Annotated in this window: 16 protein-coding genes; 9 read left to right on the top strand and 7 right to left on the bottom strand. The window is 61.0% G+C overall.

The annotated features are described in order from the left end of the window. Positions 1-151 precede the first annotated feature (151 nt). Together KGR00_RS19970 and KGR00_RS19965 are read right to left on the bottom strand one after the other, a co-directional pair. Positions 152-3,031: a WG repeat-containing protein gene (locus KGR00_RS19970; RefSeq protein ID WP_224419042.1), complete on the bottom strand. Its 2,880-nt coding sequence runs from the start codon at positions 3,029-3,031 to the stop codon at positions 152-154. Further along, positions 3,028-5,820 (bottom strand): WG repeat-containing protein, encoded by a 2,793-nt coding sequence (locus tag KGR00_RS19965; protein WP_224424520.1) that lies wholly within the window; start codon positions 5,818-5,820, stop codon positions 3,028-3,030. The genes KGR00_RS19970 and KGR00_RS19965 overlap by 4 nt, the downstream gene beginning before the upstream one ends. Positions 5,821-6,178: 358 nt before the next feature. Here KGR00_RS19965 and KGR00_RS19960 point away from each other — a divergent pair, with 358 nt between their 5' ends. Beyond that, positions 6,179-6,730: a YqhA family protein gene (locus KGR00_RS19960; RefSeq protein WP_224419040.1), complete on the top strand. Its 552-nt coding sequence runs from the start codon at positions 6,179-6,181 to the stop codon at positions 6,728-6,730. A gap of 187 nt (positions 6,731-6,917) precedes the next feature. Here KGR00_RS19960 and KGR00_RS19955 read toward each other — a convergent pair whose 3' ends face one another. Then, a complete protein-coding gene (locus KGR00_RS19955) occupies positions 6,918-7,799 on the bottom strand; it encodes a LysR family transcriptional regulator (RefSeq protein WP_224419039.1) in 882 nt (293 codons plus the stop codon). 150 nt (positions 7,800-7,949) lie between these two features. Here KGR00_RS19955 and KGR00_RS19950 point away from each other — a divergent pair, with 150 nt between their 5' ends. Then, on the top strand, positions 7,950-8,924 hold the full coding sequence (locus tag KGR00_RS19950; RefSeq protein WP_224419038.1) for a DMT family transporter: 975 nt from the start codon (positions 7,950-7,952) through the stop codon (positions 8,922-8,924). A gap of 90 nt (positions 8,925-9,014) precedes the next feature. Here KGR00_RS19950 and KGR00_RS19945 read toward each other — a convergent pair whose 3' ends face one another. Both KGR00_RS19945 and KGR00_RS19940 read right to left on the bottom strand, forming a co-directional pair. Continuing rightward, the gene (locus tag KGR00_RS19945; protein ID WP_224419037.1) at positions 9,015-10,241 is read right to left on the bottom strand and encodes a GGDEF domain-containing protein; all 1,227 of its coding nucleotides are present in this window, start codon (positions 10,239-10,241) and stop codon (positions 9,015-9,017) included. Positions 10,242-10,450: 209 nt separating this feature from the next. After that, positions 10,451-10,750, bottom strand: a complete 300-nt coding sequence (locus KGR00_RS19940) for a hypothetical protein (protein WP_224424519.1) — start codon at positions 10,748-10,750, stop codon at positions 10,451-10,453. On the opposite strand from KGR00_RS19940, the gene KGR00_RS19935 reads away from it, so the two are divergent. Beyond that, positions 10,749-12,257 carry a DUF2252 family protein gene (locus tag KGR00_RS19935; RefSeq protein WP_224419035.1) on the top strand — a complete coding sequence of 503 codons (1,509 nt, stop codon included), beginning with the start codon at positions 10,749-10,751 and terminating at the stop codon, positions 12,255-12,257. The genes KGR00_RS19940 and KGR00_RS19935 overlap by 2 nt on opposite strands. A gap of 80 nt (positions 12,258-12,337) precedes the next feature. Here KGR00_RS19935 and gstA read toward each other — a convergent pair whose 3' ends face one another. Next, the gene (gene gstA / locus KGR00_RS19930) at positions 12,338-12,940 is read right to left on the bottom strand and encodes a glutathione transferase GstA (protein ID WP_224419034.1); all 603 of its coding nucleotides are present in this window, start codon (positions 12,938-12,940) and stop codon (positions 12,338-12,340) included. 119 nt (positions 12,941-13,059) lie between these two features. On the opposite strand from gstA, the gene KGR00_RS19925 reads away from it, so the two are divergent. The 5 genes from KGR00_RS19925 to KGR00_RS19905 all read left to right on the top strand — a co-directional run bounded on the left by KGR00_RS19925 (position 13,060) and on the right by KGR00_RS19905 (position 18,560). Next, entirely contained in the window at positions 13,060-13,965 is a 906-nt protein-coding gene (locus KGR00_RS19925) for a LysR family transcriptional regulator (protein ID WP_224419033.1), read from the top strand. Positions 13,966-14,053: 88 nt separating this feature from the next. After that, positions 14,054-14,194, top strand: coding sequence for a hypothetical protein (locus KGR00_RS19920; RefSeq protein WP_224419032.1), 141 nt, complete (start codon positions 14,054-14,056; stop codon positions 14,192-14,194). A gap of 1,138 nt (positions 14,195-15,332) precedes the next feature. Beyond that, on the top strand, positions 15,333-16,808 hold the full coding sequence (locus tag KGR00_RS19915; RefSeq protein WP_224419031.1) for a carbohydrate porin: 1,476 nt from the start codon (positions 15,333-15,335) through the stop codon (positions 16,806-16,808). Positions 16,809-16,860: 52 nt separating this feature from the next. Then, entirely contained in the window at positions 16,861-17,028 is a 168-nt protein-coding gene (locus KGR00_RS19910) for a rubredoxin (protein WP_224419030.1), read from the top strand. Positions 17,029-17,117: 89 nt separating this feature from the next. After that, positions 17,118-18,560, top strand: a complete 1,443-nt coding sequence (locus KGR00_RS19905; RefSeq protein ID WP_224419029.1) for an aldehyde dehydrogenase family protein — start codon at positions 17,118-17,120, stop codon at positions 18,558-18,560. Positions 18,561-18,785: 225 nt separating this feature from the next. Here the strand turns inward: KGR00_RS19905 and KGR00_RS19900 are convergent, their stop codons facing one another. Beyond that, entirely contained in the window at positions 18,786-19,784 is a 999-nt protein-coding gene (locus tag KGR00_RS19900) for an oxygenase MpaB family protein (RefSeq protein ID WP_224419028.1), read from the bottom strand. A 765-nt stretch (positions 19,785-20,549) separates the two neighbouring features. On the opposite strand from KGR00_RS19900, the gene KGR00_RS19895 reads away from it, so the two are divergent. Further along, entirely contained in the window at positions 20,550-21,167 is a 618-nt protein-coding gene (locus KGR00_RS19895; RefSeq protein ID WP_224419027.1) for a TetR/AcrR family transcriptional regulator C-terminal domain-containing protein, read from the top strand. Positions 21,168-21,295 lie beyond the last annotated feature (128 nt).

Below are 21,295 nucleotides of genomic sequence, written 5' to 3'. Positions count from 1 at the left end.
AGCGTGCCGGCCAGGCGCTCGTCCAGAACATGGGTTAGACGATGCGGCTTATTCCAACCCTCTCTGCGATGACGTTCTTCGTGGGGTCACCATTGGAACGACCCCGAAACCGCCAATGCCTCGTCGCTATTCGGACCGCCGGGCAACGGCATCAACGGCAGCGCTGCGGCAAACGCGTCGGCCACAGGCGCTCCTTGTCGGGGCCATAGAGCACCCTGACGCCACACTCGTTCGTCACGCGGGCGATGGTACTGCCCTGCTGGTCGATCAGCATCGCGCTTTGCGCCGTCGTGACGATGGCGCGTCCGTTCTCGAAATCCGTTACCTGGTCGTAGACCGGTGATATGATGTAGCGTCCGTCCTTGTCGATGAAGCCGTAACGATCCTCGCGGGCTGCATAGGCCAGACCGTTATCCGCGGGCAGCCCGAGGTCCGAATAGCGTTCCGGCATCGCCAGGCGTTCCCCCGACGCATTTATCCAAAACCCGTCCTGACCATTGGAGCGGCTTACCAACGCCGTATCGTTGTGGAACACGCCCGCCTCGCCGTCGACGCTGAGGGTGATCTCGCCGCTCGGGTCGGCGTATTTCGTCGTCGTCGAACTGCCCTCGCGAACACGCCCGATGATGCGAGAGGCGTCCACCGGCCAATACCATTCGCCCTCCGGCAGAGTCGCGACGACGGCGCCCTCGGCATCGATGATTTCCGTCCCCTCATCGGTGTAACGCAACGCCCTTTGCGACTCGGCATGGAAGTCACTGCCCATGCCCGGTTCGAGGGCAACGGCCCATTCGCCGTTGTCGCCGAGGTAGCCGGTCGCGGTGCGATGCCGCCGCTTGATCCAGTCGCCCATCACGCTGAACGCGACCTCGTGGCCGTCGATAAGGATCTCCCCGGCGGGGCTCAGCAGCCTGTGGACGCCGTCGTTACCGAGCGCCCCGGCCTCGACGTTGCCATTGTCGAGCAGCTCCGCCGAAAGCCGGCCTTCGGTATAGGGGACGACGATTTCGCCCTCGGCGTCGACCAACGCCCGGGGCACGTCCTCGAAGGCGTCGCTCCCAAGGCGCCGCTGGACGATCCACAGCCGGCCATTTACCGGCTCGACCGCGGCATACGCCGGCGCCAGGACCCACTCACCGGCCCTGTCGATCACGCCGGCCTTGCCGTCCGACGAAACCGCCACGGCCTGGCCGTCCTGAAAGTCTCCCACGTCCTGGAACCGAGGCTCGGTGATCGGCTGCTGCGCGACAAGATCGTAGAGGCTGAACAATGCCTCCTCCGACGCGCTCTTGCGGTAGCGTACGACCCCGGGGGCGACCACCGACATGGCGAACCCGTTGGGCACGTCGAAGAGCTGCCCCGAACGATCGACGACTCGCGTCACGCCGTTGCCGTAAACCAGCGCATGGCCGTTGTGGAAGTCGTCGATATGCTGCTGCTTCGCGGCGAGCAGGACCGAGCCCGCTCCATCGAGGATGCCCACCCCCTCATCCGTGTGGAACACGAAACGCCGCTCGTCCACGAATTCGTCCGCATAGACTGGCTCGACCTTGTGCCAGTCTTCATGCAATACAAGCTGGCCATCGGCCATCAACAGGCCGGCGCCGGGCTTACAGTGGTGGTATGGGCACTCACTGACCAGAGCAATGGCGACCGGCTGGTCCCCGGCGGCGCCCTCTTCCACTTCCCGGGGTTCGACGTTGTACTCGCCGAGGCGCTCGAGCGTGGACTTGTCGAGCAGGGGGCGCCCATCGGGACCGGCGATCTGGAGCAGTGTCTTTTGCTGGTTGCGGAGCCATGTCCAATCCCCTTGGCGTTCGACATAGTCGATCGTCTGGAACCAGTCACCGCTATCCTTGGCCGAGAGATAGGTGCCGGACTCGAGAATCACGCCCGACAGGGTGTCGCCGTCGAACACCACCAGGAAGTCGGCGGCGGGCGCCTCTTTCAGAGTGACTCCGGGGGCGAGCGAGACCGGCTCAGTGAATGCCGGCCCGAGGACCTCCGTGCTTTCATCACCGGGAACGACCAGGAAGGCGCCCATTTCCCTGGCGCGGCGGCCGGCCTGAGCATCGAATTCGGCGAGCCGCTCGCCCTGCAAGTCGAATGCCGCATAAGTCCCATCGGGCCGCCTGGCATACCATAGCGCCTCATTAAACCGAGCGACTGAAGCGCCCTTGACGACCATGCTGCCATCCTGGCGAATCAGTGCATCACCCTCCGGGCTATCCGACGCCACGGCGACCGCCCCCGGTTGCGACGGGACTCTGATATCCTGGTAATCCGGTTCGACCTGCCACTCAAGGTCTGCGTCGATCAAGCCATAGCGGTAATCGCGGCGCGCGATGAACAGCCCCGATGAGCCGAGCGGCTCGACCAGGGTGACTCCCTCGGGTACGGCGAGCGTCTCCCCGTCGGCATTCTCGTAGGTATCTTCGTACTCGACCTCAACGCGCACAGGAGAACCGTCGCCGACTCGAAACCGCGCCACAGGGTCCTGCAGCGGGGCATCGACCGGCTTGCCGGCACGGTCGATGAGCCGCCAATCGCCCTCCAGGACAACAGCGGCGATGCCCCCGTCCCCGAACGCCTGCACCTCGTCGAACCGGGGTTCGATGGCCCAGTCCCCCCGGCGATCGATGTACCCCCAATGGGCACCGTCGTAAGCGGCAGCCAGCCCGGCCTGGAAATGCCCCACCCGCTCGAAGCGCGGGGGTATCGCCAGCTCTCCCGCCTCGTTGATGAAGCCCCAACGATACGCGCTGCTCCCCCCGGCCGTGGCGACATTATCGATGTCTTCCCCCTCGGCGGGTAACCGCAGCGCCGCCAGCCCATCGTGCAATTCGCTCAGGCAAGAACTGCCACGCCGGCCCCCATGACCGTCCAGTCGGTAGGCCTCGAAAGTCCGGACGTGGTTCGACGTAAAACAACGATCCGCATCCCGCGCCGCCGCGTCTGTCGGCATCAGGAGCGACAGGGTGGCGGCAATCGCCAGTGTCGCCAGGCCGTGGAACGCACCTTGTCCAATCATTGAGCACCTTCCTTGTCTTGCGCACCGTTCTCTTCCCCGGAATCCTCTCCCAGACAGGAGAAGGTGGTCTCATCGAGTTCCGCCGGCCAGGTCACCTCATCCTGGGGGTTGGTGACCACGAACCGATTGCAGAGGACGCCGAAGCCAAACGTTTTCCGCCCCTGGGGATCGATGAAGAACATCCCCTGTCCGTTGCCGAAAACCAGTGCCCGGGACTCGCTGAAGGTCGAGACGCGAGCGTAAGCGGCCGGGATGACGATCTCACCCGCCCGGTCGATGAAGCCGACAAGGTCGCCCGATACCTTGCGACGCTCGAACGCCGCCCGATCCTCGCGCATGGGACCCAAATTGCTGAAATGGGCCCCCGTCACCTTCTCGCCCTGCGCGTTCATGACGCCGTAGAGACGCGCATCCTCGTCCCGCCAGGCGACCAGGCCGTTCGCCCCCGAAGCCTGATCGATGGCACGCTGCCCCGGGATGCGCGTCAGTTCCTCACCGTCGGTGTTGACGAGCGCCGTCGCATCGTCGTCCTCCAGGTTCAGGGAGTAGCGCATCATCCCGGGAATGGGCGTCAGGTTGTCCACCGGCTGAACGTTACCCGCGTCGTCCACCACGACGGTCTCGTGACCATCATGGACCCGCACCTGCATCAGGGGCGGCACGAAGTCCAGTGATTGCGTATAGGCCGGCTCCACCTGCCACTCCCCGTGACTGTCCAGGGCGCCATCGAGATCCTCGAAGAGCGTGAGGGCCAGCGTGCCGTTGGTCTCGAAACGGTCGACCAGGCCCTCGCCGCTGGCCAGCGTGTTACCCGTGCGATCGATGAGCCGGACACCGCCATCGACTGGCTGGACCAGCAGGCGCTCCGGCCCGGCCACTTCCGCGGACTCGTACAGCAGATCGGTGATCGGTCCCCCGGTCTCGGTCGAGACCAATTGGTAACGCCAGTCGCTACGGTGTTCGCCCTCACCGGCACGGCGCTTGATCTCGTAGATACCCGGGGCGATACGCTCCGGCGACGACCGGTCCTCGTGCAACGGCTCGACGACCCACTCACCCTGCCGGTCGATGATCCCCCAGCGTTCGTCGCCGGCATCGGTGCGCACCGCGGCCGGCGCATAGCCATCGACGAACTCGGAGATGGACGTGAACCGGGGCTCCACCACTACCGCACCTTCGGCGACACTCCAGAGTCCCCATCGGGAATCCCCTTGCGACGAGCGTTCGCTGAACTCGAGCAAACCGGCGTTGAACCCGCGCTGGTGCTCGAAGATCTGCGGGCGGAGCGGATAACGCTCACCGTCTCGGTCGACGATGACCACCCGCCCACCGAAGTTGGGCTGGGCCAGCGTATAGTCACCGGAGAACGCCACCATGTCGTCGTAGTCGGCGGGGATGACCCAGTCCCCGTTGGCATCGATGGCACCGATCCGCCCCTCGAGGGTTTTCACCAGGGCCGGGGCGAGCACATCGTCGGTATCCGGGAATGCGTCCCAGTCCTCGTTGCTGACGATCTCCCCATCGGCGGTCAGAACCGCCAGTGGCCGGCCAGCCTTGCGCGGTTTCAGCGCGGCGAGAGGTAGCGACCGCTCGGCATCGCCTGCCTTCAGATCCGCCGGCAGCGTGAACAGATCGACTTGATACTCCTTCAGACGCTGGCGGGTTGCGTCGTCGATCAACGAGTCACCCGCGAGATCCCGGATATCCATGACGTTCCTGGCCTCGTCATACAGCCAGAGCACACCGTCGCGGTAATAGAGCGTCTCGAGTCCGGGCGCGGCCATGCGAAGCGTCTCGCCATTGCGGCGGGCGATGACGACGGCATCCTCCAGCTCGTACAGGACGAACTCGTCGCGTTCAACATAGGGTGAGGCACGGCGCTCGAGTGTCTCGATCTCGTTGCCGGCCGCATCCACCAGCCACCGTTCATGATCGTCGCCTTCAGCGACCCAGGTACCGGTAAGCAACGGCTTGAACGAACGGTAGTCGCGCGTACCCAGCAGTCGGCCCTGGTTGTCGTACAGCCGCCACGTGTCGTCGTCCTCGACCGCCGTCAGCTCGCCATCGGTCACCGGCTCGTCCGTGGCATCGAGCACCGCCGGGGACAGGCGCCACTCCCCATTGGCGTCGAGAATCCCCCAGCGCGCGCGCTCCGGCGACTGCCTGACCCGGACGGCGAAGACGTCCGACGCCTCGGCGCTGACGGACAAGAAGGCCGTGTTCTCGGGCAGCGTCACTCCCTCACCATCCTCGACCCGCCAGACCTTGGGCGGCGTCGGCACTCTGACCGGGAACAGCGCTATTTCCGGCTGGTGGAACGTGGAGCGATAGAATGTCCCGTAAGGCAGGCGCCTGAGGGTCGCGCCATTACGGTCGATGAGCGTATAGCGACCCGCTTGCTTGACCATCGCCGCGCCGCCCGTGCCGAACGGATTGGCCTCTTCGAACTGCGGCGCAATGACCCATTCGCCCCGGGCGTCGATGTATCCCCACTTGCCGTCGAGGGAGACGGCGGCCAGCCCGTTGGCGAAATCCATCGCGTCGTCGAACCGTGGCTCGATCACAACCGCACCGGACTTGTCGACATAGCCTATGGTCGGCCGTCGCGCATCGAGGTCTCCCAGCAGTGGCGCGCGCGCCAAGCCCTCGTGGAAGACCCCGAAACAGCTCAGACGATCGCTCTGCCAGTTACAATGAGTGGGCCAGGGCACGATCGCGGACTGGGCAACGGAAGAGAGAGCGGCGGCAAGCGCACCGACCAGAGACATTGAAATGACACGAAACATCATGGCTCCTTTAATAAAATCCTTTTTATAGCCGACTATCACGCATATTAAGCGATAAGCCCCTCATAGCGGATGAGCCACGCCGAGCGGGATCTCGCGTTTAAAATCCAGCCCGGAAGAGTACACGCCCGTGGACCGGCACGCCAGACATCGGTTTTTTTACGCCAGCATCATCCAAACTGGCGCTTAAACAACGCCAGGTGCCAGCGTCATGTGAAGCCAGCTGGAGAAGCACGCGATGGGCGACAAGCGGATGAAAATCGAAAACATGTTTTCAAAAGCGGCCGAGCGGAACCACACACCTGGGTAAAGTGCTTCGCATTACCTACGATGAAGGCCAAACGACCAGACAGGAGGCATCATGCAAGCACCGGACAAGCGAGAACCGTCCACAAGACAAAACCGCCGGTTCGAGGAGCGTTTCGAGCGATTCCTGTGGGGCTCCCGCTTCCTGGTCATGGCGGCCGTGATTCCCAGCCTGCTGGGAGCCTTTCTGCTCTTCATCATCGGCACGCTGGATATTTGCGAGATAGTCATCGATGCGGCGGCATACTACTTCCTGGGTCAGGGGGTCGATATTCATGAAACCGTCGTGCCGAACATCGTCATTGCCGTCGATATCTATCTGGTGGCCATCGTGCTGCTGGTATTTGGCTTGGGCGTCTACCGGCTTTTTGTCTCTCCGATCGAGCAGGCCGAAGACTATGCGCCCAAGCATCCCTTCAATGTCGAGTCATTCGATCAGTTGAAAGACAAGATCGCTCGCGTCGTCATTCTGGCGGTGATCATCGAGTTTTTTCGCGCCGTGGTGGATATACGCTTTCAGACGCCATTGGATGCCATTTATCTGGCGGTATCGGTCCTGGCCCTGGCAGGCGCTATCTACCTGATGAGCCTCAGCCACCAGAAATAGAGGGCAAACCCCGAATGCGCCGAGCCAATCTGGCACCTTCAGTGGCTCGCGCAACGATGGATCAGATCCTGGCAGAGCGGGGCCACACGTAGACGGTAAGGCTCGGCGGGAGCGCTCGGCACAGTAGACGACGCTGACGTCTGGATGGCCACGGGGCTGTCAGCCAGCATTCAGCCTACGCCCGGATTCATCGCGTCTCCGCGAACACCTCCACGGCCGTATCGATAAAGACATGAGCGCCGGGTACCGGGGTGTCGCCGTTGGCCAGCTCCAGCCCGAGCTGACGCCGGCAAGGGGTCTCCAGCGCCAGCGCGCGCCAGCCCTGGCGCTGCCGGGGCAGATGCAGCGACGGCACCAGCGCGACGCCGAGCCCCTCGCCGACCAGCGTCAGCGCGCTGTTCCAGTCGCGTACCTCGAGCTGAAGATCGTGCAGTGCAAGCCCCGCCGCTTCGAACAGCGTGCGGGCATTGCTGGAGCAGCCACCGGTGGCGAGCACGAACGGCTCCTCGGCCACCGCCGCCAGCGCCACCCGCGAGAGGCCCTGACGCACCCAGCGATGATGCGAGGGCACCACCGCGAGCCATTCGTCCTGGCACAGCGTCACCCCGCCACGCTGCGGAGAGGGGTCACAGACCACGCCGATATCCACACGCCCCGCCGCCAGCCACGCCGCCACCTCGTCATCGGTGCCCTCCACGGCGACGATGCGGATTCCCGGGTGGCGCTGGGCGAAGACCCGCAGCAGGTCCGGCAGCAGCGTGGCCGCGAACGACGGCAGGCACCCCAGCCGCAGGCGGCCATGGGCGATACCCTGGGCCGCGTCGACCAGCTGGCGAATGGTGGTCAACCCTTCGACCACCCGGCGGGCCTGTTCGAGCACCTGCTGACCGAGCCGGGTCAGCACGATGCCGCGTCGCTGCCGCGTGGCCAGGCACGCGCCGAGATCGGCCTCCAACGCGGTCAGCGCCTGACTGGCGCCAGACTGGGTCATGCCCAGCCGGTCGGCGGCACGCGAGAGACTGCCGGTCTCGCCCAGGGCGACCAATAAGCGAATCTGGTTCAGGTTCATGACATAAGCCAGAGTGATATCTGGATTCTTTTGCTGTAACGAGACTTATCTTGTCGCTACCCGCCAGACTGGGGCAAGTCCTGATCGAGCACCGCCGCGGCGCTCCCGAGACACTGCCCGTTTCGCGCTTCCTGGCCGAGGAGATAGCTCATGTCGCGCCACGCTGGCGACCACCAGCCCACCCCCCGATACCGGTACCAAACGACCCAGACTGGCGCAGCCGATCCGCAAGATACGACACCCAGCGCGCTGTGGACGCGCGGCGCGCCGCTGCTATTTCTGCTGCTCTGGTCGCTGGGCTTCCCGGTCTCCAAGATCGGCATCGAGGCCGTCGACCCGCTGCTGTTCCTGGCGCTGCGCTTCGTGCTGGTCCTCCTGGTGCTCTTGCCGGCAGCGCTATGGCTGCACCCGCCGCTGCCGCCCCGGGGGCGCGAATGGGGCCATCAGATCGTGGTCGGGGCGCTGATCCAGACGTTCTACTTCGGGTTTTGCTATACCGGTTTCGCTCTGGGCGCCTCGGCGGCCACGGTGGCGCTGATCATTTCGCTGCAGCCGATTCTGGTCGCGCTACTGGCGCCACGTCTGCTGGGTGAGCGGGTCGACGCCCGGCGCTGGCTGGGACTGGGGCTGGGCCTGGCGGGAGCGGCGCTGGTGATTGCAGCGCGCGAGGCCCACGGCGGTGACTCGCTGGCAGGGCTGATCTGCGCCGTCGGCGCGCTGCTCGGCATCAGCGCCGCCACACTCTATGAGAAGCGCTTCGGCAGCCCACTGCACCCGGTTACCGCCAACGCCATTCAGTACGCCACCGGGCTGGTCACCACGCTGCCGCTGGTGCTGCTGTTCGGCCAGTATCGGCTGGTCTGGTCCGTCGAGATGGTCGCCTCGCTGGGCTACCTGGTGGTGGGCAACTCGCTGATCGCGCTGACGCTGCTGCTGGCGATGATCCGCCGCGGCGCGGCGGCGCAGGTCTCCGCACTGTTCTATCTGATTCCGCCGACGGCGGCGCTGCTGGCGTGGCTGCTGATCGACGAGCCGATGCCCATGCTGGGCTGGGTCGGCATGGCCGTCGCCGCGCTGGGCGTGATCCTGGCGGGCCGTGGCCAGGCCACTCGCCGAGAGACGTGAATGCGAGGCCAGGCTCCACAACGCAGGATGTCAGGCTCGAGGAAATCGACAGATCGCGAATCCGGCCGCAGTCGGCCGGCCACGACGGTCTCATTGCAGACCGCTATCCTCATTCTCCGCATCACTGCCTTCACCACAGGCCACGACCCGATCCCTACCCTCGCGCTTGCCGACGTAAAGCGCCCGATCCGCGCGGGTGATCAGGGCCTGCAGATCGATCTCATCGCCATGAGCCACCGCGACGCCGATGGTGATGCTCAGACGCAGTTCACGCATTTCTTCATCGGCGGGCAGTTCGGCGACCCGTTTCCTCAAGCGCTCCGCAACCCTCAAGGCCCCGTCGGCGCCGGTATCGGGCAGGGCCACCACGAACTCTTCACCCCCGAAACGACCTATCACATCCGTGGGCCGGAGCGAATGCGCACAGACTTCCGAGATCCTGGCCAGGACCCAGTCCCCTTGACTGTGCCCCCAGGTATCATTGATACGCTTGAAATGATCCACGTCGATCATGAACAGGCTGAAGGGCGTCTTTTCCACGCGCGAAACCTGCAAAAGCGCCTCGGCCAGCTTCATGAAATGACGGCGGCTATTCAGACCCGTCAGGGCATCCCGCTCGGCGACCCGACGCAATTGTTCCTCCAGCAACTCGCGGTGCGCTATCTCACCGAGTAATTGACGATTCTGGTCACGCTCTTCATGGAGCAGGAAAAATTGCCGGCGCTGCAATTTCTCCAGACGCAGCAAGGCAAAGAAGCCCACACCGTTGGCCATGATCAACAATAACGCGACACGCACCACCCCCATCGGTTTAGCATCAGCAAACAGGGCTGCAGAGATCAAGAAGCCGATGCTCAAATAGAGGCTGGCGAACGTCACGACCGTCAGTCGATTGGGGATCAGAAGATAGAAGGCCATGGTGGCCACGACCACCGCCGTTACCTGGGTTGAAAGGCTATCGGGACGCAGGGGAACGATCAGTATGATACCCGTCGCCAGTATCCATAACGGCATGGCATGCAACCAGGTTTCATGGGAGTATCGGTGCCTGCATGCAATGAGAACTGCCAGAATCAGACAGAGGCCGACCACCACCGCACGCATGGTGATCAACCGGTAATAGTCTTGGCTCAAGCCCAGGATCTGGTAGTCGGCAATCGCAAACATGCCATAGATCAGCGCCGCCACGACCAACGCAAGCGCGGTTTCGAGCCGCACTCGCGAACCGACCGACCGGCGATACACGGCCTCCTGGTCGACGTCTCGGAACTGGCCCGTCAGCCAGTGTACGCTGAACTGCTTGTTGATTGATGACAAAAGTCTCTATCCCCTGCACAGGATGCCGTTCCCTAATTTCCAGATGGTCGACTATACGACCTGGATTATCATCGCCTTTTCGACCCAAACCCCTACATTATTTTAATAGAAAACGGCTCCATTCATTAAGAAAAAATCAATAATCACCGAAAAACCGGGGCGATGCTTTTTCAGAAAAGCTTCCCTCCCGGCACCGCCGCTCACACGAATTATTCGAAGAATAATGCAGGATTTTCACCGTCCTTATCGGCAGACCAAAGCCTTTCTTTAACACCGCTGGCTTCAGCGTCGCGCCGGCGCTGGCTACCCGCTCCCGACAGGTCCATAGCGTTTTCAGGATCGCGCATCGCGATGGCAACGACCCGCCGCGGTATCTTCCGACCCCGGAACGAGCCCGTGATGGCGCCGACAACGCCCGCTTTCAGCATGCACACCGGGCGCAAGTCGTCCATGCTGAAGGGATCGCCGCCCACCGGGCTCACGTCTAGACGAGACAGGAAGGGACTCATGTCGAAGACCGAGAAACACACACGCCAGGCCCTCTACGAACAGGCTCGGGAGCGCGGCATCGAGGGTCGCTCGACGATGAGCAAGACGGAACTGGCGGCGGCTCTGGAACGCGAGCCCGCCGATCAGGCGGGTCCGGTGGTGGCCACCCGCGTCGATACCTTTCGTCGCCTGGCCGAGGCGGTGTCGGCCGGCGAATTCGTGCTGCAACCCCGCGTGCTGAGCGGCCACGAACGCCGTCTGCACGTGCGCCAGACGCTACGCGAGGACCACCAAACGCGCATCGCGGCATCCTCCGAGGAGGCCGCGATCAAGTTCGACAAGCTCGCGGATTCGCTATTCTCGTTCTTTCGCGGCACGGCACTGCTGTTCTATCGCGACATGGCCGGCGACGATGCCTGGATGCCCACCGTACTCACGCTCGGCGACGTTCATCCCGAGAATTTCGGCGTCATGCCCAATGTGGACAACGTGCCGATCTTCTCGGTCAACGACTTCGACGAGGCCTATTACGCCCCCTTCACCTGGGATATCAAGCGCGGCGCGGTCGGCTTCATGATCGCCGCGGAAACCGAAGGCGAGCTCAAGCGCAAGCACCGCACCAAGATCGTCCGCCGCTTCGTCCAGGGCTACATCGACGCCATGCAGCGCTTGGCCCATGAAGGCACCGAACGCGACGAGGAGATGCGCTTCGACAACGCGCCGAAACTGATCCGCAAGCTGCTCGAGGACGCCGACGAACGGCGCGCCGAATGGCTGGCCGACGACTACCTCGACGAGGCGCGAAGTGGTTTTCGCTCCACCGAGGAACTGGTGCCGATCTCGTCGCGGCGCGACGAGTTCCAGACCATCACCGACCGCCTGGTCAGTGAGAACGCCATCGAGGTGCCGAAACGCGCCCGGGGGCGAGGTAAAAAGGCCGTGCACGTGAAAGACGTGGCGATACGTCGCGGGCAGGGCACCGCCTCGCTGGGGCTCAACCGCTATTACGTGCTCATCGAAGGCCCCGAACGCGACGGTACCGACGACCTGATCATCGAATACAAGCAGGCGCGACGCTCGGCGCTGGCCGGCCTGGTGCCACCCTCGGCCTACGAAATGGATAGCCGGGCCGAGCGCATCAGCCACGCACAGAGCGTTCACCTGGTGCGCGGCGACGTCTTCTACGGTCACGTCGCATTCGACGGCCTGAGCTACATGTCGCGCGAGCGTGCGCCGTTTCGCGACGACATCGACCTCAACGACCTTTCAAAGAGCCAATGGAAGGACTACGCCGGCATCTGCGGCCGCGTGCTCGCCCATGTGCATGCGCTCTCCGACGAGTCCGGCCGGATCGATCACGACGTCGAACCGGCGATCGTCAACGCCATCGGGCCACCGGCGCTGTTCGTCGAAGACATGGTGGAATACGCCGGAGAGGCCGCCGACCGCGTGCGCCGCGACCACGCCCTGTTCCGGGACGATCACGCCCGGGGCGCCTTCGAGCAACTGGACTGGGCGCATCGATAAGACGGAGCAGCCACGGCCCTGAAACTCGCGGGAGGGGTGCGTAGCATTGGGCGCACCAGCCGGGTGCCCCCATGCCGCGGCTAAGTTCCCTCCGCGTCACGCGCCTCCCGAACGGCAGGCCTTGCGCCGATCCGTTCACTGTAACGGCTCAGGGCCGGCCAGTGGGCAAGATCGATGGCAAACAACCGGCACCAGTCCATCACCGTATAAAGATAGGCATCCGCGACGCCGAAGCGCTCCCCCATCAAGTAATCCTGCCTAGCCAGCACGTCCTCGAGGTAATCGAAACGCTTGTGGATCTTGGCGCGGAAGCGCTCGCCGGCCGCCGCGGGCAGTGAGGCATCGAACAGCGGCGCCAGACCGGCATGGATCTCGCTGTTGACGAATGCCAGCCATTCCTGCAGCCGGTAGCGTTCCCGGCTCGCTGCCGGCGGTGCCAGATCCGTGTGCGGAACGAGATCGACCAGATACAGCAGAATTGCCGGGCCTTCCGTCAATATCGTTCCATCGTCGAGTTCCAGCGCCGCGACGTACCCCTTCGGGTTGATGGTCATGAAATCCCGACCGTCCTGGGTCATTTTCTTGCGGTTATCGACGCGCACCAGCTCGAATGGCAGGCCCAGCTCACGCAGGACGATGTGCGGCGAAAGCGAGCAAGTCGCCGGCGCGTAATAGAGCTTCATCGAAACGTCTCCCTGAGTAGCGACATGCCGTCATTGGCCGTCGGGTCACCAGAGTGCGTCTCGCTCTTGCATCCGTAAAATGGATATTCGATCGCTCAGCTATTAGCTAAACTACTACCATGATGAATCTCACCCATTGGCGCTTGGTCGTGGCCGTGGCGGACACCGGCACGATGTCGCAAGGTGCCGAACGCGTCGGCATGACCCAGTCCGCCGCCAGTCAGGCGATCGCCCAGTTGGAGAAAACCCTGGGCGCCCCGCTGTTCACCCGCCGGCGTCGTGAGGTGATCCTGACCGCCTTTGGCGAGTCGGTGGCCGAGCACGCGCGCGCCATGCTCAGCAGTCTGAACGCCATTCGTGCGCTCGCCGATGAACGCCAGGGTATCGGCAGCGGTCGACTTCGCCTGGGCAGCTTCCCCTCGATCCTCTCGCGCTGGCTGCCCACTCTGCTTTCGACCTTCCGCCAGCGCCACCCGGGGATCGAGATCGTCCTACTGGAAGGCAGCGACGAGGAAGTCGAATCCTGGCTGGCCGACCGCACCATCGATCTGGGCGTGGTATTGAACCCCACATCGGATCGTCACCCGCTGATACTCGGCCGGGATGCCTGGGTCGCCTTGATCCCGACTTCCCATCGGCTTGCCCGGCGGGCCAGCGCGCAGGGCGTCGAGCTGACCGAATTGGTCACACAGCCCTACATCCACGCCAGCGGCGGTTGCCGCGTCAACGGTCAGAGTCTGGCCGAAGCGAGAGGACTGACGTTCAGGGATATCCGCGTGACCGTGAGGGACTGGGCCAGCGCTTGCGCCCTGGTGCGTGAAGACATGGGGACTGCCATCGTGCCTGAATCCGTACTGCCGGAAGACAGGAAAGGCCTGCGCGTGCAGCCCTTGCGGCCGAGGGTGGAGCGCTGTTTCGGGCTGGTCGCAGCGGCCCCCGTGGAAAGTGCTCCTTGCTTGCACACCTTCTGGCAGCATGTGGAAAACGCAAAAACCTCACGTGGACCGCGAGTCCGCAAATCGTGACCCATCACGCGACTTGACTGCCGGTACCGCTGTGACTGGCGCGCGGCCGCCCGCATCGACGTGCGCGAGGCGCCGGGCTGACAGGCACTTGCCAGGCCGTCCCGCCACACTGCCCTCCATCCAGGGCCGAGCCGAGTACCAGTTCCTGTTCGACAGCAGCAACAGCGCCCAGGACAACTATGACGACGGCGCCTGGGCCTATACCGTCGGCATGGGTGTCAACTTCTGAACAGACATGACCTCATGCTCGTGAGCTAACCCAGTGGGAGCGAACACCCCGGCAAGCCTCTTGATGGAGGCGCCGGGGTGTCCGTGACCAGCCCAGCCCTCCCAATGCCAGAAAAGCAGCAAAGACACGGCATCGATTCGTCGAATTCAGGCGACTACAGCACTTTGGATGATCGCGACGCACGCACAAGGCCTGTTGATGCAAGCACGCTCTTCATCGTGTTGGTGACACACCAAGACGCCAATTGCGTTTGTCCTCTAACAATGGCTGAACAGGCTCGATCTTTTTTACGCTTTCCCTGCTAATTTCTGAGATGGCAAGCAGGATATTAAAAATTGACCCCGGCCGTTCAAGGTCTCGATACCCCATCCAAAAGTCCAATTTACACCCCGTAAACTGGTACGCCAACCCAGCCCCTCTCTCGTCGATTTTCTCTAGCTACGCGCCCAGTCTCGCGCCCATTCCCCCAGTTTTCAGATAGCAACGCCGGCGGGCTCTCTTGCGCTCCCCTCGCTTCCAGAAGCTTCACCTTCATCAGGGGCTTTGCGTCAATAACCTGATGGTCTTATACGCCTACCCCGAACATCCTTGACAACCCAAAAAGTGTGCCATACGCTTCAGAAACCGTTAATTCCCGACCGGGAATAAAAGGGCGTGAGATAGCCATGAGCAACGCGATGACACAACCATCGAGGGTTATGCGCGTGATTCAGAGGCGGGCGAGAATGCCTGTAACCCGCTTTTCCAAATCACCAAAGCAAACAACCATCGCTCCTCATGGCGAGTCGCGATTCTGCGTGCCTTCCCGACAAAGACTCTGTCTATGCCGACCCAAGTGGCCGCCTCATCGTCGACTCGAAAAATATAAAGGGGTCCGCGCGAACAAGAGATGCAACGCCGGAAAACGATCCGGCCAAATTCGACAGTAACAAACCAGGAGGTGCCCACTCACCATCAAGCCATCGTGCTACCGCATGATGCGGTCAGCAGAACGCGCAAAACTTAACAAACGCACTCGGCACAACACCATACAACCGACATACACAGTCAGCATACATAACAGTGGACCCTGCCACTATAAAAATCGGCACCATACAATATCAAACACAACATAAAGCCCGGAGGGCTAACAATTAAAATGAGCCGCCACATCAACTTTAAAAAATGCTCGACAGGCCCCAAGAACAGCCATCGCCATTGCAACCAAAACAACGAGCGGGGTACAAGCAAGAAAACATCGCCTCATATAAACCGAAAAATCGCCCGAGGCCTTGCAATAACCACTATCGCACTGGGATTTCAATCATTTTCAAACCCTGCCAGCGCCACGAACAATGACTACACGAATGACAGCAAGGCAGTCAAAAAAAGTGAATTCGCACCTTTAACGGGGCCAGATTTTGACAAGTTCGATGGATTCATGGAGCAAGGCCTCCTCGTCAAGATGCCACCTAACCGAGACACTATCCTTAAAGACGCATGGGGCTTACGCAGTCAGCTCGCCGAGCACAATATCGGCCTCCAAATCCTCAGTCTGAACAATCTGACCTACGACCTGAATTCACCTAGTTATCACGGCGACCAGACCTACAACGGTGAAGATTTGACAGGAATGTCCACCGAACAGGTCCTGCTGACCTACAACTTCGATCAGGAAGGCATAGATCAGAAACAGCTGATCTTCGCCATGGTCAACACCGTCACGAATTGGCAGCCTCAGGGGCCGCGTGCGACCGCCAGCTTGAGTCGACTCGCATATTATCAATCCTTCAATCAGAAACAGTGGGAAATGAAGGTCGGTTACTTGAGTAATGCGCTCGAGTACGTGGGTATCTACACCGGTGGTTCACTGGTAGGGGGCACTCAGGGCATCAACTCCGTGATTCCCTTTCAAGTCGGCCTCAGCCGGCTCCCGTTTTCGTCGCCAGGCATCAATCTCAAGTTCAATGCCGATAATGGCTTCTACAACAAACTGGGTGCCCAGCGAAGCATGTCACCGCATGGCCCGGAAGCTGAAATAGACAACAACGAACACGGGTTCCGCTGGCAAACACCAGGCGCAGGAACGCTCTTCATCGATGAAATCGGCCTACAGAAAAGCCCTACTCAGGATACACGCTACATGTGGTTGCGCGCCGGCGCGATTCATAACTCATCAGATTACGACCTGATGAACGGCCAGGGAAAGAGCAATGACAATTACGCTTACTACCTCGCTGCCGATGTGCAACTGACCCCGCCGGGGAATACCCAGAGTCATGGTCAAGGATGGATTCTTGGCGGCAGCTACAACTATGCGCCATCCGACAGGAACCTCTACACCGAGTACCTCGAGGCGCGTCTATACAAGCGTGGAATAATACCCTCCCGTCCTTTTGACATGCTGTCTTTCAATATCAACCGGACCAAATTCAGTCCGGAAGCAAGGCATGCCTATGCCGCCAACTCGATCGATACCGCTCACCACTCGGATGCTGCCACTGTTTCATATATGGCACGGATTTACTCAGGCGCATACTTGAGCACTGCCCTCAGTCACGTCTCGAGCCCGAGCTTCGCCCCCGAAAAAGACGACGCCCTGAACCTCAGCCTCAGCCTCAACCTGTTCTTTTAATAAGTTTCAAGCAACTGATCAGTTTTTAAAAACTTTCAAGGAGGAAAAATCGATGAGCAGAGTCTGGAGATGTACCGTATGCGGATTCGAATATTTCGAAGAGAAAGGTCTGCCTGAAGAAGGCATAGAACCAGGCACCAGCTGGGATGACATTCCCCAAGACTGGGTGTGTCCTGATTGCGGGATGGCCAAATCCGAGTTTGAAATGGTGGAAGTCTGAAAACAGGCGCGGTATTCACACCGCGCCTCCAGAGCGAGACGCCCGTCTCAATCGCTGAAATTGCTTCAGCACGAAATGAGGGAAATGCAATGAACTATGACCGTCATGAACTGCAGCGCGTGCTTGACCTGCAACGCGCAAGCTTCATTGAACAAGGTGGTGGCAGTGTTGCGCAACGACGCTCACGCGTCAGCAAGATGGCGCTAGCGCTACTGGAGAACATGGATGCCCTGGCAGATACCCTATCAGCCGACTACGGGTCACGCCCGGCTGTGCTGACTAAAGCCTTAGAAGGGCTTGGCTGGGTACAGGATATCGGGCAGACACTTTCCAATCTTCCCCAGTGGATGGAATCACGCGAAGTCCCCGGGGGTTTTGTACAAGCCAAACCCAAGGGCGTCGTCGGTATCATGGGGGCCTGGAACTTCCCGCTGACACTGACCTTTCACCCGGCAATGCTCGCTTTGGCAACGGGTAACCGGGTCATGCTGAACTTCCCCGAATACCACCAGCGAACCGGCAAGTTGTTACGAGAGATTTTCAGCAAACAGTTCGATGAGAGCGAAGTCTGTGTCTTCAACGGCGATCTCGGCACGGCACAAGCCTTCTCGGCGCTACCGCTGGATCATCTGTTTTTCACGGGGTCGCCGAGCATCGGTAAAGTGGTGGCTCAAGCCGCCGGCAAAAACCTGGTGCCGATCACCTTGGAGCTCGGCGGAAAAAACCCAGTCGTCGTCGCTGACGATGTAGATCTCGATCTTGCCACAAAGCGTATTGCATCCACTCGCCTCTTGAATGGAGGCCAGGTATGCCTGTGCCCGGATTACGTGTTCGTACCGGAACGACAATTTGATGAGTTCGTAGAGAACCTTAAGGCGGAACTGCAAAACCTAAGCGGCGATCTCCTGAAAAACCCCGCTTTCGTCCCCATCATCAACGACAATAATTTTGACCGCATCATCTCACTCATTGACGATGCCGTTGCAAAGGGCGCCAAAAAAATCGTCGCCTCGAACGAAAGCCAGCATGATCTATCACCCAATCGCGCGACGCGCAGAATCCCGCCTACCCTGCTAATCGACACGCCGGAGACGGCCAGGATCAACAGTGAAGAAATTTTCGGCCCCGTCCTGGTATTGAAGCCCTACGGCACACTGTCCGAAGTTATCAGTTACATCAATGCTCACCCATCACCACTGGCCGCCTATTGGTATGGCGAGGACACCAGTGGCTTCCGACGGTTCCTCGACGGCACGAACAGTGGGGGCGTCACCCGTAACGATGGTTTCGTCCACGCCTCACTGCCGGATGCTCCCTTTGGCGGTGTCGGGCGGTCCGGCTTCGGTGCCTATCATGGCCGCGCCGGGTTCGATACCTTCACTCACTACCGCACTGTCGCGAATAGCGTGGGTGAACAGGGAACCGCCGACGCTTTCGTCGATGGCGCCATGCTCGACAGCAACGCACAAGCCGATATCGATGGCGCCGTTGCCACGGCCGTTGCGGCGTTCAAGGATAATGTCAGTCACTGAAGACACCCAACCCGGCCTGATGACCGCCGTTCTATCTCGCGAATCATGGGTAGGACGGCGATTCCTTCCGCTGACAATCCCAAAACATGCGTCGAAGAATGAGTGAATCCACTCTAAACCAAACGCAAAAAGATAACCAATCAACACAAAGCCGCTTTCAGGAAAACAAGAAACCGCTGACGTCAGCGGTTTCCGGAAATTATCTGAAGGGAAGGTGGTCGGATACTAAGATCCTTTTCTGTTTTCTCCTGAATTTTTTCTTTTTGCTTGCGCATGCCGCTTGCGCGCTTCGGCCACCATTTCGACGGCATCGGGGCCCCACATCATTCGCAGAAAGTAGCTTTCGACCGGGCGTGTCTGTAGCAACCAGACCAGCGGCAGGAGCACTACCCTGGCAGCGAGTACCTTCTTCTCTTGGCGCGGAGTTAGCCCGCTGTTTTTACGCGCTTTCCCCGAGACGGCAGACATTGCGAGCAATTTGAACAGCCCTTCCTGGAAGAAAAGCTGAAACTTCACCTTGCGCTGCGACGGATGGTAGTTTTTCTTGATCGACTCCTGCCAGAGCTGGTGGAAATTCTGCCCCGTCGCCGGGATGGTCGACAGTGTCTTGGTGACACCGAATAGGTCATCATACTTCCGATAGAGCTTTTTCAGATCATCCATGGATTTCGGCAGCTCCTCTTCGTCATGCGGGAAAAGCCGAGAATACTCGCTGACCTGTTCGATATAGCGATCCCGCTGCTCCGGCTTCAGTCGGCGCGGCAGTCTCAAGCCGTGAAAACCAAGACGCTCGTAGACCCAGAGCATGGAATGCATTTCCGTCAACGTCGCCCACATGGAGTCCCGCGGGGAGTTGGCGTCGTAACCGCCGAGTTCGGGCGTGCCGACATCGATCACGTCACCCGCGACCTTCCCATGCACGCGGATCAAGTGCTGCGCGACACGTTTCGCCGTGTCCTTGTCGCCAAGCCACATGGGCGCATGGATGCCGGAGTTTCTCTGGCCCCGGTCGAAGACATCGAACAGCGTCAGCTCGCCACGATGCGCCTTCTTCGAAATCGGGTCCCAGTCTCGAACACCCGCCACCACTGGCTTGTACGTCAGTTGCAGAATGAACTGCGCCGGTGACTGAAAGACGATGACAGCGGGGTGGAGAAGCACATCCCAAGCCAAAGAACCGGGACCGAATACGCCACGCTGCACTGAATCTTCATCGCTGGCCACGGTAGGCGCGCCATGGCGTCTCCACCGGGTCGCCTTTCCACGTAGCCGATCCCGGCTAACGATGACATTGGGATGAGACGCGGCCTGTGTGTCTCTTGTTGTCATGACTCTGCTCCATATTCCCGGGTGGGAATATGATTTAAGACCCTGGCTCTAGCGCTGTCAACTTAGCCTTTAGGAGGGACCGAATGAGCCTACCCGGCTCGACTTCATGACCTCGGCAGCCTTCATTGCGCGGCACCTGACGGCGGTGCGCAGCCTGCTCCCGCCCTGATCTGCCCTGGGCCTGCATCATTCCCGCTCCATCGTTGCCGTGCAGAGCTTGAAAGCTGGGCTGGGGCTGCCGTCTCGTCCGATGTAGCTCCCTGGATCAGATCGATGATCGCGAACCCCACATCGTCGGACCGGATAGCGCCTGTCACTACCGGGGAAGAACGCGCCGCATGCTTCCCGGAGCGGGCGGATGGCGAAAGCCCGCGGGATCGGCTCTCTCGCGGAGTACACAGGCATTGCCGCGTTCGGAGGCACTATCGGGCTCATCGGGCCCACGACGCGCCTCGAGAAAACACGGAGTCACTTCAGGCATCCATTCCATGCCGCTGGTCGCGGCACGTGTTATGCAATGTCACTGCCTTGCCAAGCGGGAATTGCAAAGGCCATGATGGACCTTTAACACGACCGGTCAGTAAACACATGGCAGCAAAAGAACGCGCGGCAACGGGGGCGAGCCATGCACGACGCCCAGGCAAGCGAGCAGGATTGGGGGTGGACCAGATCATTGCCGCGGCAAGAACGCTTCCTTTGGAGAAGCTTTCCATGCAGTCGCTTGCCGATGTCCTGAAAGTGGACCGCAAGGCCCTGCATTATCACGTCAAGGACCGCCAGTCGCTCTTCGAACTCCTGGCGCATGACGCTTTTTCACAACAGCTTTCACAAAGCCGGGTGTCGGAAGCCTCGGATTGGAAAGAGGCGTGCAGGATCTACGCACACGATCTGGCGGAAAGCGCAGCCGCGCTCGCCGAGCTGGTGGATTATCTCTGGTTCGGTGACGTCACGAATGATCTGACGTTGCAGCCCGTTGAGATCCTGTTCCAGCAGTTGGGTACGGCTGGCTTCACGGACGAGGAGGCCATACGTCTCATGACGGTGCTGGCGACCCTTTGTCTGGGCCACGCACGCGATCTGGCGCAAGCACGCAAAGAAGCTGCCCGTACGCGTAAGCAGCTCCTGAAATCCACGCTTCGTTCCACAAAAAGCCACGACTTTCCCAACCTGGAGAGAATCGCGTCTCTTGATGTCGACACCTATAGTGCCGAGCAGCTCAACTTCAGCATCGAGCTCATACTCGAGGGCGCAGAGCATACACTGGCAAGCCATCGGTAGGCAGCAAGCACTTCCCGGCACTACGGCTTTGTCTGAAAATGTCTGCGCTCACCCATACGACGTTAACAATTGACTGATGCGCCAGCCCGGTGCGCTCTTTCGCCGATTCTTGCTTAATGATGCGCCCC

It is taken from the genome of Modicisalibacter sp. MOD 31.J (assembly GCF_020147985.1).
Taxonomy (GTDB): Bacteria; Pseudomonadota; Gammaproteobacteria; order Pseudomonadales; family Halomonadaceae; genus Modicisalibacter; species Modicisalibacter coralii.
This window is presented reverse-complemented; position numbering and strand designations above follow the sequence as displayed.

Excerpts from the sequence above, each read along its gene's own strand:
- KGR00_RS19970 (WP_224419042.1), bottom strand. The coding sequence starts at position 3,031 with ATGATTGGACAAGGTGCGTTCCACGGCCTGGCGACACTGGCGATTGCC.
- KGR00_RS19965 (WP_224424520.1), bottom strand. The coding sequence starts at position 5,820 with ATGATGTTTCGTGTCATTTCAATGTCTCTGGTCGGTGCGCTTGCCGCC.
- KGR00_RS19960 (WP_224419040.1), top strand. The coding sequence starts at position 6,179 with ATGCAAGCACCGGACAAGCGAGAACCGTCCACAAGACAAAACCGCCGG.
- KGR00_RS19955 (WP_224419039.1), bottom strand. The coding sequence starts at position 7,799 with ATGAACCTGAACCAGATTCGCTTATTGGTCGCCCTGGGCGAGACCGGC.
- KGR00_RS19950 (WP_224419038.1), top strand. The coding sequence starts at position 7,950 with ATGTCGCGCCACGCTGGCGACCACCAGCCCACCCCCCGATACCGGTAC.
- KGR00_RS19935 (WP_224419035.1), top strand. The coding sequence starts at position 10,749 with ATGTCGAAGACCGAGAAACACACACGCCAGGCCCTCTACGAACAGGCT.
- KGR00_RS19940 (WP_224424519.1), bottom strand. The coding sequence starts at position 10,750 with ATGAGTCCCTTCCTGTCTCGTCTAGACGTGAGCCCGGTGGGCGGCGAT.
- gstA (WP_224419034.1), bottom strand. The coding sequence starts at position 12,940 with ATGAAGCTCTATTACGCGCCGGCGACTTGCTCGCTTTCGCCGCACATC.
- KGR00_RS19925 (WP_224419033.1), top strand. The coding sequence starts at position 13,060 with ATGATGAATCTCACCCATTGGCGCTTGGTCGTGGCCGTGGCGGACACC.
- KGR00_RS19915 (WP_224419031.1), top strand. The coding sequence starts at position 15,333 with ATGAGCCGCCACATCAACTTTAAAAAATGCTCGACAGGCCCCAAGAAC.
- KGR00_RS19910 (WP_224419030.1), top strand. The coding sequence starts at position 16,861 with ATGAGCAGAGTCTGGAGATGTACCGTATGCGGATTCGAATATTTCGAA.
- KGR00_RS19905 (WP_224419029.1), top strand. The coding sequence starts at position 17,118 with ATGAACTATGACCGTCATGAACTGCAGCGCGTGCTTGACCTGCAACGC.